The organism is Pseudomonadota bacterium (assembly GCA_026388215.1).
GTDB lineage: Bacteria > Desulfobacterota > Syntrophorhabdia > Syntrophorhabdales > Syntrophorhabdaceae > JAPLKF01.
In genome coordinates this window covers 1-12588 of sequence record JAPLKF010000107.1, presented here as the reverse complement: position 1 = coordinate 12588, position 12588 = coordinate 1, and the positions used below count along the sequence as shown (strand labels likewise).

The window sequence follows — 12588 nt, the reverse complement described above, 5'->3', positions numbered from 1 at the left end:
CCTTCCTACACCGTCAAACAGTGGAAAGGTAAAATTCACCATGAATGAGTCACTCCTGCCTTCAGGAAAGAACCGCTTATCCTGCCTTGACTGTTGGAGTTCTGTATCAATTCTGGGAAACCAGTTGCTCTTTCTTTCCCTGTAAACCATGTTAAGTCTATCTACCTCCCGTGTTTGAGCAGTAACATCAGGCCTCACCTTCGTCGCCCTTTCTACAAGATTCTCCGAGCTGTCACTAAATTTGGGCTTTTCAAGGATTCCATCTACATCTATCTTTTCATCAGGCTTTGAAATCAATAAAGAACTAAAATCCTCAAGGGCCTTTTCATATTCCTTTATCGCCTCGTAAAGTTGAATCTTTGCCGTTGATAACCTTACCTCAGCCTGGAGAACATCACTCTTTTTTGTTATACCCTCCTCGTATCTTGCCTTTGTCAGTTTGAATATTTTCTCAGTACTCTCAAGGGCTTCCTGCCTCTTCTCTAAGATAAATTTTTTACCTAATGCAGTAAAAAAGGTATTTTTTACATTGAACAGTACATCCTCTTGTACCCCTTTTAAACGTTCCTGCTCCCTCTCGAGTAAAGAAAATGCCCCTTTCCTTTTTGCATAACGTTCTCCGCCATCAAACAATCTATAAGAAAGAATACCGGCAAATGCGAACATATCCCTTGAATCCCCTATATCTATGGAGCTACTGGTGTTAGTAGAGTTTTTTATGGATTGGGAAGACAAAGACCTGATATAAGAACTCTGAATGTCTGCCCTCGGCAGATAAGCATCTATTGTAGAGATATATGAAAACCTCGACCTTTTTACTATCTCTTTTTGTTCTTTTAAAACATATGAAACATCAGTAGCCCGTTTTATTGCTTCTTCGAGGGTAATTGAAAATGCAGTACCTGATACAAATAACAGTAGAAGGGTACATAATACAATTATCTTTGTCACGTCTTTTGCTGAACGTATGTTCATGTGAATTGTTGTTCAGTTTATATTAATAAAACTTTTCTGTCAACAAATAATTTTGATATAGCATTTTCAGTGGGTTAACACCCCAAAGTCTGAAGATAGAACACCCCTTAACTCTATAATAATCATCAGGGTAAAAGAGGTGCCGAGGAGCGGAATTGAACCACTGACACGGGGATTTTCAGTCCCCTGCTCTACCGACTGAGCTACCTCGGCCGTGCTTTATTTTAATCACAACTACTCACTACATGTCAAGACATTCGTTTTGAACTATTTTGAATACAGAAGCCAAAAGTTATAATAAAAATAAGTGGTTTTTATCCTTGATTCTGTACTCGTATTCTGGATTCCGGAGCTCGTTTCTATGAACTGAAAACCCTTTGACTTTCAACGCTCCGTATGTTAACAAATTCTGCATGTCCGAACCTTATACAAAACCTTTTAAAGGGATGATCTTTAATAGAGAAAAAACTGACGATATATCTCAATGTGTTTGTCCACCATATGATGTTATTTCAAGTGTGAGATCGTATTACGTAAGAAGCTTATTCAATGCCATCAGATTAGAACTCCCTATGCCACTCCCTTCTATGAATAAATACTCAGTTGCCAGAGAAACACTGGAAGGATGGTTGAAAAAAGGGATATTGGTATGCGACAATAAGGAAACAATCTATATATACGAACAAGAATTTGAGGTCGAGCAAGTTACTTACCTGAGAAGAGGCTTTATTGCCCTTAATAAACTTGAAAAAAAGCGCATCTTAACCCACGAGGAAACAAGAAAAAAAGCAAAGGAAGACAGGGAGATGCTTATCTCTACACTAAAAACCTACACAAGCCTTATCTTTGGGCTCTATGAAGACAAACAACAGGAAATAGAAAATATCCTCATTGGGTCTGAAAAGGATAAAATATACGATTTTGTGGATGAACAATCCATAATAAACAGATTCTACAGAATGACAGATATAGAGGAAATGAAAAAACTGATCTTGCTTATGGAAGAAAAGAACATATACATAGCCGACGGGCATCATAGACTGGATGTCTCCTACAAATTGAACACTCCTTATATACCTCTTTATTTAACCAATATGTATTCAGAAGGTATCGTAATCCTTCCCTATCACAGAACCATAAAATTTAAAAAGAATATGGGTCTTGATGAACTATTGAAATCCATGGAAGGCTTTATTGATACAGAGAAATATCCTCTTCTGGATAACAACTCGACAAAGATCGCTCTACAAAAAATTTCCACACCATCAAAACCAACATTTATATTATACTCAAAAGATGATTTAACCAATTTATATATACTTACAGAAAAGGCACCCTTTTCTTTCACAAACAATGATGTTCATGAGGGTTTAAAAAAATTAAAAGTAAATGTACTCCATAGCGGAATCGTAAAAAAATTACTGAACATAAAGGAAGAAGAGATTTCATTTACTCAAGATCCATATAAAGCTATCACTCAGGTAAAAGAAGGCGCCCTTGATTTAGCTTTATTTCTTCCCCCCACCAAGGTTGAGGAGGTAAAAGATATAGCAGAAAATGGCCTTTATATGCCTCCTAAATCAACATTCTTCTATCCAAAGATACTTACAGGTCTTGTATTTTATAAATATGAATGAAAAAATAGGCAAAGATGAAACCCTGGATATTGTATGTGACGAAAAGTTAAGAATTATCCAGAAAAGAGAAGGATACAGATTCTCCATTGATCCTATCCTTCTTGCAAATTTCATTATCCTTAAAAAAGATGAAAGGCTGTTGGATATTGGCACTGGTTGTGGTATTATACCTATCTATGAGTCAAAAAGGGGTTATAAAAACTATATGCTGGGTATAGAAATTCAGGAAGAATTGTTCCAATTAGCACTGAAAAACAAGAAATTGAATCATTGCGAAAACATTCAATTTTCTAAGGGAGATATCAAGTCGAGTGCAAAAGAACTAAAAAGGACACCCTTTCATGTCATAACATCAAATCCTCCATACACTAAAGAAAGTACAGGGAGAAAAAGCCCTAAACATTCAAGATGCATCGCACGGTATGAATCGCAGCTTGACCTTCTGAGCCTTCTTTCTATCTCATCATCTTTGCTCTATAAAAAAGGCCGTCTATATGTTATATATCCCTCAAAAAGACTCGGTGAGCTTATTTATATCGGGAAAATAAACAAGCTTGAACCGAAAAGGTTGAGATTTGTATATCCAAAAAAAGGGGAAGGATCGAATCTTTTCCTCGCTGAATTCATAAAAGAGGGAGGGGTAGGAATTACCATTGAAAAACCCTTATATATATATGAAAATGGTCATTATACTGAAGAAGTAAAGGCATACTATTCCCTAAGGGGTTAATATGGAAAGCCCGGTAAGATTGATAGAAGAAGATTTAAAAACACTTGAATCATCAATTCAAGAACTGATTGCAACAAGGGTTAGCTTTATTAAAGAAATTGTGAATTACATAATTAAGTCAGGTGGAAAAAGGGTAAGACCAATCCTTGTTATACTTACTGCAAAGCTCTGTGGATATAAAAATGAAAAGCACATATCCTACGCTGCAATCATAGAGTTTATCCATACAGCTACACTTTTGCATGACGATGTGGTAGACAACGCACAGACAAGGAGAGGCTCTTCAACTGTAAACACAGTTTGGGGAAACGAACCAAGCGTCCTTGTGGGGGATTTTTTATACTCAAAATCCTTTGAACTAATGGCAGAGGACGGAAATCACGAAATCTTAAAAACTATATCAAAAGCAACCACAGCACTATCAGAAGGAGAAATTTTAGAATTATTAAAAACATCAGATATAGATACCAGAGAAGAAGAATATTTTGAAATCATAGGGAATAAGACCGCGGTTCTGTTTTCGGCAGCTTGTGAAATAGGGGCAATCCTTGGCAATATAGATAAAGAGAAAAGACTTTCACTCAAAAATTTTGGTTACAATCTCGGCATAGCCTTTCAACTTACAGACGATATACTCGACTATATCTCGTACGACAATATCCTTGGAAAACATGTGGGGACAGATTTAAAAGAGGGCAAGGTAACACTTCCTCTAATCCATGCCCTAAAATCAACAAATGAAAAAGAAAAAACATCCATCAAAAAGGTGCTTGAAAAAAACAACGTGACAATAAAGGATTTTGAAAGGGTGAGAAATATTATACTGAAACACGGGGGCACAGAATATGCATCAACGATAGCAAAACAATACATAGACACAACTAAAAAATTTTTGAATATCTTTCAACCTTCTCCCTATAAAAATGCCCTTTTGAGTCTTGCTGACTATATGCTCAAGAGAGAAATGTAAAATAGCGCCTGGCTGCCTCTACAGAATCTCACCCTTCGGAATTACAACTACCCCTTCATCTGACACATAAAATCTCTGCCTGTCTTTATCTAAATCGTAGCCTATCTTCATACCATCAGGCACCCTCACACCTTTATCAATAATTGCTTTCCTCACTTTTGCCCTCATACCTATAACAACATTATGAAAAAGTATCGATTCACTCACCTCTGCATAGCTGTTTACTCTAACCCCGGGCGAGAGTACTGACCTCTCCACCCTGCCTCCGCTTATTATCACACCACTACAAATAATAGAATCTAAAGCCTTTCCTGCCCTTCCCTTTCCTGCCCTTCCCTTTTCTTCATCCGCAAAAACAGTTTTAGCAGGAGGGTACTGTCCTTCATAAGTTCTTATAGGCCACTTTTTATCATACATGTTAAAAATGGGGCTCACAGAAGCCAGGTCCATATTTGCATGCCAGTACGCATCAATCGTACCTATATCCCTCCAGTAGTCTGCATCTTTACCTTTTCCGACACCAAACCTATACACAAACACCCTGTATTTTGGATACATATAAGGCATTATATCCCTTCCAAAATCATGGGATGTTTCCATTTTTGCATCTTTATTGAGAATGTCTATCAATATATTCCTATTAAAAATATATACACCCATGGAGACAAATGCCTTCCCGGGTTTTCCTGGTATTGGTTTAGGGTTTTCCGGTTTCTCTTGAAACCCGCATACCCTTCCTGTCTCATCCACCTGAATTATGCCAAATCTTGAAGCCTCTTTTATATCTACTTCAATTGCGGAAATGGTAAAATCAGCCCTTTTCTTCTGATGATATCTGATGAAGTGGGCATAATCCATCTTATAAATATGGTCTCCAGAAAGGATCAAGACATATTCAGCGTCAATTTGTTCAAGATGGTATATGTTCTGATAAACCGCATCAGCAGTCCCTTTATACCAATCCTCCCCAATCCTCATCTGTGGAGAAAGATGGGTGACAAATTCTCCTAACTCAGGGTTCAATATGCTCCATGCATCTCTGGTATGTCTTTCAAGGGAGTGTGATTTATATTGAGGCAGAACAAATATTTGCCTGATGCCTGAGTTCACACAATTACTCAATGTAAAATCAATAACTCTATACTTACCGCCAAAAGGGACAGCTGGTTTTGCCCTGTCCTTTGTCAGGGGATGAAGGCGGGTACCTATCCCCCCTGCAAGAACAAAGGCAACGGCATTATTTATGATTCTTGGTCTCATTGGGTGTCATTTAATTTATTATCACATTATTAATAAAAAATGAAGAATTTCCTTGAACCATTTTATAACTTGTTGTAATTTCAGGGTAACAGAGATGAATATTTATAGTATACCACCACTTTTAAGTGCCATAATCCTCTTTATTCTCTTTCTTATGGGGATGTTCAAGGCAAAAAAATCCAAAATTAATCTCCTTTTTTCCTTAATATGTTTTACAGGTTGTTTGCTCAATATAGATAAAACTATCCTCACCTTAATACAGGATGAACACCTTGCAATTAAAATTAGCAGGATTGACCATCTATTTCTGGTATTTATTATTCCCCTATACCTTCATTTCACCCTGATGGTAACAGGTTATAAGAAATGGTTGCCCTTGGTAAAACTTTTCTATATAATTGCCATCTTTCTAATACCTTTTACCCAGCACCCCCTTTATCTGTCCCATGTGAAGAGATATTTCTTTGGTTTCTTCGCCATCTCAGGGCCACTTTTCTACCTATTTGGGATATTTAGCACTGTTAGTGTTGCCTTATCTTTATACCTCCTCGTAAAAAATCTAAAGGAAGAAAAGGTTTCTATTAAAAAAACAAGGATTAAATACATCCTTTTAAGCTTTGGACTTTCAGCATTCGTAAATCATTTTGATATTGTTATTATGAAAGGCTATGAGATATATCCCATTGGAAATTTTGTCTTTATGCCCATGTGTCTCTTTGGATATGCAATATACAAGCACGATATCATGGAGTGGAAAATATTCCTGAACAAAGGGGTCGTCTTTTTCACTTTGCTTCTCATGTCAACAGGATTTTTTATTGGCCTGGAAGTATTATTAAAAAACCTCTTTTATCATACAATAAATATAGATTTAATTTACATAATATCTATGGTTCTGACCTTTTTTTTAGTTTATTTTTCAAAAGAAAGGATTCAAAATTTTCTCATTCAATTCCTGCAACAGGAATTTCTTAAAAATAGAAAAGCCATTAAAGACCTCAGTTTTGAAATATTAACACTATACAAAGTTGAAAAGATAAAGAGAAGTATCGTGGATAGATTATCTGAGATGTTCAGCCTTGAAAAATACGACATCAAGATGGTTCCCAAAATTGATGGGTATGAAACAGCAAGCTTTCTCAACGAGTCTGATTCACTGTGGAATCAGGGTTACAGGCTATCCATACCAATACCTTCCAGCTCTCATCCATCCTACCTGTTATTGGGTGAAAAAGGTGATATGAGCCTTTACACCGGAGAAGAAGTTGAAATTTTGTCCATCCTTTCAAATCATATAGCCCTTGCTTTTGACAATGCCAGCGCGTACAAAAAGTTACAGGATTTTTCGAACTCCCTTGAAAAACTTGTTGACGAGAGAACAAAAGCCCTCATACAGAGTGAAAGCTTAGCTGCAGTGGGAAGATTGGCAGCAGGAGTTGCCCATGAATTAAATAATCCGATAGCAAGCGTGATGAGCACCTTGGAGTTCCACATTGACCATATTAAAGAAAATAGTGAATTGTATGATGATTTGTCATTTTCCCTGGGCGAGCTTAAAAGGGCAAAGGATATAGTAAAAAGCCTTCTTGATAGCTCAAGGCAAAAAGAAGAAAAGAAGGAGTTAGTAGATATACATAATCCGATAGAGGATGCCCTGAGAATACTTTATAACCAATACAAAACAAAAAGGATTGCCATTGTGAAAAAATTGAACGCCAAACATAGTCTCATTATAGGCAATCCCCCAAGGCTATGTCAGGTATTTATAAACATAATAAAAAATGCAATTGATGCCATCGGTGAGAAAGATGGAAACATTATCATAGAGACCTCTAACAATAATGGCTCTTCTTCCCGTCCTCAAGGAGAAAGGGATATGCAGTTAATATGTAAAATCACAGATAACGGGGAGGGGATAGACAAGAAAGTACTTAAAAATATATTTCAACCCTTCTTTACTACAAAACCACAGGGTAAGGGGATGGGTCTGGGTCTGTTCATCACTTATGAAATTATAAAAGACCATGATGCCTCTATTGAAGTGGAAAGCGATAAGGCCAATGGCACTACATTTACACTTATTTTCCCTTGCCATCCACAATAACTGTATATTCACCTTTTAACTCTTTTTCACTTAATTGACCGATCAACTCCTCAATCTCACCCCTCAAGACTTCCTCGTGAAGCTTCGTCATTTCTTTCATAACAACCACATGTCTATTGCCAAATTCTTCATATATACAATAGAGTGTTTCTACAAGCCTTCTTGGAGATTCAAAAAATATTATTGGATAAGTAAATAATAATAATTCTCTTAGAATCTTTCTTTTTTTTCCCTTCTTTTGTGGTAAGAAACCGAAAAACAAAAACCTATCTGCATATAAACCAGAGATTGATATGGCACCTGTTGCCGCTGAAGGACCTGGTGCCACTTTCACTTCAATCCCCGCTTCGTAACACCTTTTTATAACTCCATTCCCCGGGTCAGATACACATGGAGTGCCTGCACTTGAGATAAGCGCACAATTTTCCCCTCTTAATAGATGTTCAACTATACCATGCGCCTTTTTCCCCTCATTATAGCTATTTATCGATATAATATGCTTCCTTATATTCAGATGGCTTAAAAGCTTTAAGGCACGAGCTCTATTTTCTGCAATAACAATCTCTACCTCATTCAATATTTCTACAGCCCTCATCGTAATGTCTTTTAAATTTCCAATGGGGGTAGCAACTATATATAATATGCCGCTCATAATACAGCCTTTAGCTCTTAGCAATCAGAAGTGAGGGTTTACTAAAGCTGACCGCTCATAGCCAAATGCTAATTTATATTACAATGTAAAACACTTGACAAGCATAAAAAAGTTTAAGAGAATAAATCAATGTATTCAAAAATACTGACCTTTATTTTTGTCTGTCTTTTCCCGTTTTATGTATATCCTGCAATTTACAGTTACGTTGATGATAACGGTAATCAACATTTTACAAATATGATCCCCGTGGGGAAAAAGTATAGCGTGGTAATCCCTGAGAGAAACAAAATAATTTCAACAAAAGATATCGATAACTCCCTTTATGATAAATTAATAATACACCACTCAAAAATTCATGGGGTAGACCCATCCCTTATTAAGGCTGTTATGAAAGCTGAATCAAACTTTAACCCATATGCAGTTTCACACAAAGGGGCACAAGGACTTATGCAACTTATGCCGGATACAGCTAAACTCATGAGGATAGATAACCCTTTTGATCCAGATGAAAATATTAAGGGAGGCACAAAATACTTAAAATTACTGGAAGAGATTTTTGAAGGAAATCTTGAATTGATGCTTGCCGCATACAATGCAGGTCCATCCAAAGTGATGGAGCATAATATGAATGTCCCCCCAATAGAAGAAACCAGAAATTTCATAAAAAGAGTAAAATTTTACTATAACAAGTTAAAAAAACCCCATGAAGGTTAAAGATGAAACAGCTTATCTCTGGACACTTCCAAACAGACTGAGCATAATCAGAATACTCTTCATTCCATTAATAATAATCCTTATATCCACACAGGAAGAAGGGCTTCTTTTTGCATCATGTCTTTTGTTTATTATTGCAGGGATAACTGACGGTCTTGACGGGTATATGGCAAGAAAATTGCGGGTGACAACAAAACTCGGGTTATACCTTGACCCTATTGCCGATAAACTACTCGTTTCTTCAGTCCTTATAACGCTTACCTATTATAGATTGGTGCCTCTCTGGGTTACAATAACCCTTGTGGGAAGGGAATTTCTCATTAATGGTCTCAGGTCTTTTTACGCGATGGAGGGTATTACAATCTACCCATCTTTTACGGGGAAACTGAAAACGGCCCTGCAAATTATCGGTATATCATGTATACTCTTCAATAGTTCGCTCCCTCAAATTGGCTCTCTTAATCAAATTGGCATGATAATCAGTATGACAATTATATATATAGCCCTTTTTTTCAGTATTTTCTCTGCAGTAAAATATATTGCAGCAATTTTCAAGCCGGCAAAAAACCGTGATTCGTAAATTGTTCAAGCCCTTCACTATTTACGTGTTTGAATCGCACAATCCGCATTTTAAACATTTGCTCTTCTTCCCGTTGTCCAGATATGTATTTACATGACCTGATAAATTTTCCACATATACCTTATTCCCATCTTTTCCCTTTACGTAAACATAATCTACGGGAACCTTTCCAAAACCGCCGGGAATATCCAAAACATACTGTGGCACGGCCAAACCAGAGGCATTCCTCCTCAAAATCTTCATTATTTCCATACCCTTTTCAAGCCTGACTTTAAAATGCATAGCACCCCTGACCTCATCAAGTTGAAACAAATAGTAAGGCTTAATACCACAATGAATAAGCTTTTCAAACAATTTTAGAAGAATATAGGGGCAATCATTCACCTGCCTTAACAGTACGGTTTGACTAATAATAATGTTCTCCATTTTCCTCAATTTTTTTACAGCTTCAATAAATTCAGGGGATACCTCCTTCGGATGATTAATATGAATGATAATCCATATAGGAGAGTTTTTCCCTAAAACCGTTAAATGACCCAATTTTAAGCCTTCTGGATAGACTACTGGAATTCTTGTGCTGATTCTTATTACCTTTATTCTCCTAATACTCTTCAACCTTGATAGGAGATAATCCAGTTCATCGGGCAAAAGCATAAAAGGGTCACCACCTGAAACAATCACCTCATTTATTTTGCTATCCTTTTCCAGATATTCAAAGGTCTCCTCCCAGAATAACTTTGGGTCCCATCTCTTCCCTACAAACCTTCTTCTATTGCAAAACCTGCAATACATAGCACATTGTGAGGTTGCTAAAAAAACACCTCTGTCAGGATACCTTTTTATAAAAGATGGTGTTACAGAGACTTCTTTTTCGTTGAGAGGGTCTATTTTCCCTTTATCCGCCAGTTCTTCGACAGACGGGATTGCCTGCCTTCTTAAAGGACAGAAAGGGTTATCTTTTTCAATAAGGTCTAAATAAAACCCCGGAATTCTAAACGGGTAATGTTGAGAAGCCTGTTCTATTTCCTCTTTTAATCTTCTATCTACATCAATGAACCTTGATAATTCTTCTGCGTTATTAATAAAAGGGAGGGTAGATGGTATACCCTCCGCATCTCGCAACAATTTACTGAAGTGGCAAGAAATGAGCCCTTCTATTTTTTGCCCATGCTGCCTCGTTGTGCCCTGGATCGACAGGTTTCTCTTTTCCATAGCTTATTGTCCCGAGGAGCTTTCCATCTACTCCAAGGTTTATAAGATAACCCTTGGTAGAATCTGCTCTTTTTTGGCCAAGGACGAGGTTGTACTCAACTGTACCTCTCTCATCACAATTCCCTTCAATTCTCACCTTTTTATTCGCACTTGCCTTAAACCAGTCAAGGTTCTGTTTCAATATTTCTGCATCCCCGGGCCTTATGTTGTATTTATCAAAATCAAAATTAACATCCTTAAGCACAACGCCTACTTTAGCAACTTCCTGAACGGGGATCTCTTTTTTCGCTTCAGGGGCAACAACCTTTGCCCCTGGTGCTGCTGGCGGAGCAGTTTCACCTTTCATTGCTTGCATAAAACATCCACATCCGCTTAAAGATATTCCTATTGCAATAATCAATAGTACAAAGCCAAATGATTTTATTTTCATGATCCACCCCTTCCTTCATGGTTTAGGGCATATCCCGATCAGGATATACCCTTATTATTAAAAACTATTTTTTTACTGGAGCTGGTGCTGCCTTCTCTGGAGCTGGTGCTGCCTTCTCTGGAGCTGGTGCTGGAGCTGGTGCTGCCTTCTCTGGAGCTGGTGCTGGTTTTGGTGGCTCCGGCGATGGACCACAGCCCATTAATGTAAAACTTGCAAAAAAGGCAATAGCAATAAATAACACTACGAGTTTCTTCATGTACTTTCACCTCCTTTCTTTGTTGAATAAATATTATACCCTATTCAAATCAATATAATATATCATTTAAAATAAATAAATCAAAGTTTTTTAATAACTACATCCTTTTTTATAATTTTTACATCATTCTTTAGTGCATAATAAGTTGAGCGAAAAAGATTTCATTTATACCTCATGGGGGTGTTTCCACTAATCACCACCTTGCTATTCATTGGTATCTCTTTTATTTTATTATAAAAAGTAGCAACTTCAAGGGAGTTCACTTCGGACCCTGATGTACTTAATAAAGTCTGTCCATCAAGCTCTTTCATTATCCTTGAAACATCAAACCCTTTGCCGCCAGCATATACCCTTTCTTCTATAGTTTTGTTTAGTTCATCATATATAAGCTCTTCCACCTCTATAGTTTTATTCAGAGATGGATTCAGTGCGACCTTATATATCATTAAAACCTCTCAGAGACTAATTTTATTAAATATAAAATAAAATGGCTACATAAAAATTTTTATATATTGTCTTTTTCAGGCCATAATGTTATTTAGACTTATTATGGCAGGGGTTAATTAAGGTAACATATTGAAACTAAACAAGAACCAAAACGTATAGAGATGAGAAAAATACTTTTCCTCTTGCTCATCTTTCTCCCTTCAAATACCTTTGGGGCTGCGTTTCTCATATATAACCAGGATACCAAGGCAAATGGAATGGGGATGGCCGCAGCTTCTTCCATAGACAATCCATCTGCTATATTTTACAATCCTGCCCTGCTTGTCTATCAGAAAGGCTTCGGTATTTCGATGGGAGACACAATAATCATACCGGACACGCACTTCGACGACCTTCTCACAGGGAAAAGGGTTAGTGCAAGGCCTAAAACACATCATCTCCCTAACCTTTACATTAAATACACTAAAGACGACCTTTCTTTCGGTGTGGGCATGTTTTCTCCCTTCGGTCTATCTACTGAATGGCCAAAAGGTTGGGTTGGCAGATATATAAACACCTTTGCTGAAATAAGAACCACATACATAAATCCTGTAATTGCGTATAGAGTAAATAACTATCTCT

Annotated in this window: 14 protein-coding genes and 1 tRNA gene; 7 read left to right on the top strand and 8 right to left on the bottom strand. The window is 37.0% G+C overall.

The window, feature by feature from the left end:
• Together NTU69_06230 and NTU69_06225 are read right to left on the bottom strand one after the other, a co-directional pair.
• Positions 1-975: TolC family protein (locus NTU69_06230; protein MCX5803118.1), on the bottom strand; the 975-nt coding region annotated here is incomplete at its 3' end.
• Positions 976-1115: 140 nt separating this feature from the next.
• Positions 1116-1188 (bottom strand) — tRNA-Phe (locus NTU69_06225).
• A gap of 200 nt (positions 1189-1388) precedes the next feature.
• Between NTU69_06225 and NTU69_06220 the strand changes: the two genes are divergently transcribed.
• The 3 genes from NTU69_06220 to NTU69_06210 are packed head-to-tail and all read left to right on the top strand — an operon-like array spanning position 1389 to position 4312.
• Complete coding sequence (locus NTU69_06220; protein MCX5803117.1) at positions 1389-2612, top strand: DUF1015 domain-containing protein; 1224 nt, start codon at positions 1389-1391, stop codon at positions 2610-2612.
• Entirely contained in the window at positions 2605-3342 is a 738-nt protein-coding gene (locus tag NTU69_06215) for a methyltransferase domain-containing protein (protein ID MCX5803116.1), read from the top strand. Before NTU69_06220 ends, NTU69_06215 begins: the two co-directional genes overlap by 8 nt.
• A gap of 1 nt (position 3343) precedes the next feature.
• Positions 3344-4312: a polyprenyl synthetase family protein gene (locus tag NTU69_06210; GenBank protein ID MCX5803115.1), complete on the top strand. Its 969-nt coding sequence runs from the start codon at positions 3344-3346 to the stop codon at positions 4310-4312.
• Between the two features lie 18 nt (positions 4313-4330).
• Here NTU69_06210 and glgC read toward each other — a convergent pair whose 3' ends face one another.
• Positions 4331-5572 carry a glucose-1-phosphate adenylyltransferase gene (glgC, locus tag NTU69_06205; protein MCX5803114.1) on the bottom strand — a complete coding sequence of 414 codons (1242 nt, stop codon included), beginning with the start codon at positions 5570-5572 and terminating at the stop codon, positions 4331-4333.
• A 94-nt stretch (positions 5573-5666) separates the two neighbouring features.
• Here glgC and NTU69_06200 point away from each other — a divergent pair, with 94 nt between their 5' ends.
• Positions 5667-7676, top strand: coding sequence for an ATP-binding protein (locus NTU69_06200; protein ID MCX5803113.1), 2010 nt, complete (start codon positions 5667-5669; stop codon positions 7674-7676).
• Here NTU69_06200 and rsmI read toward each other — a convergent pair.
• Positions 7651-8328 (bottom strand): 16S rRNA (cytidine(1402)-2'-O)-methyltransferase, encoded by a 678-nt coding sequence (gene rsmI / locus NTU69_06195; protein ID MCX5803112.1) that lies wholly within the window; start codon positions 8326-8328, stop codon positions 7651-7653. The two genes, NTU69_06200 and rsmI, sit on opposite strands and share 26 nt — an antisense overlap.
• A gap of 129 nt (positions 8329-8457) precedes the next feature.
• Between rsmI and NTU69_06190 the strand changes: the two genes are divergently transcribed.
• Positions 8458-9042 (top strand): lytic transglycosylase domain-containing protein, encoded by a 585-nt coding sequence (locus NTU69_06190; protein MCX5803111.1) that lies wholly within the window; start codon positions 8458-8460, stop codon positions 9040-9042.
• Positions 9032-9622, top strand: a complete 591-nt coding sequence (gene pgsA / locus NTU69_06185; protein ID MCX5803110.1) for a CDP-diacylglycerol--glycerol-3-phosphate 3-phosphatidyltransferase — start codon at positions 9032-9034, stop codon at positions 9620-9622. Before NTU69_06190 ends, pgsA begins: the two co-directional genes overlap by 11 nt.
• A gap of 21 nt (positions 9623-9643) precedes the next feature.
• Here pgsA and NTU69_06180 read toward each other — a convergent pair whose 3' ends face one another.
• The 4 genes from NTU69_06180 to NTU69_06165 all read right to left on the bottom strand — a co-directional run bounded on the left by NTU69_06180 (position 9644) and on the right by NTU69_06165 (position 11966).
• Entirely contained in the window at positions 9644-10834 is a 1191-nt protein-coding gene (locus NTU69_06180; protein MCX5803109.1) for a KamA family radical SAM protein, read from the bottom strand.
• Positions 10749-11264, bottom strand: coding sequence for an OmpA family protein (locus NTU69_06175; protein ID MCX5803108.1), 516 nt, complete (start codon positions 11262-11264; stop codon positions 10749-10751). Before NTU69_06175 ends, NTU69_06180 begins: the two co-directional genes overlap by 86 nt.
• Before the next feature lie 64 nt (positions 11265-11328).
• Entirely contained in the window at positions 11329-11520 is a 192-nt protein-coding gene (locus tag NTU69_06170) for a hypothetical protein (GenBank protein MCX5803107.1), read from the bottom strand.
• Positions 11521-11681: 161 nt separating this feature from the next.
• Positions 11682-11966 (bottom strand): hypothetical protein, encoded by a 285-nt coding sequence (locus tag NTU69_06165; protein ID MCX5803106.1) that lies wholly within the window; start codon positions 11964-11966, stop codon positions 11682-11684.
• A gap of 162 nt (positions 11967-12128) precedes the next feature.
• Here NTU69_06165 and NTU69_06160 point away from each other — a divergent pair.
• Positions 12129-12588 (top strand): outer membrane protein transport protein (locus tag NTU69_06160; GenBank protein MCX5803105.1); only part of this gene is annotated, 460 nt, incomplete at its 3' end.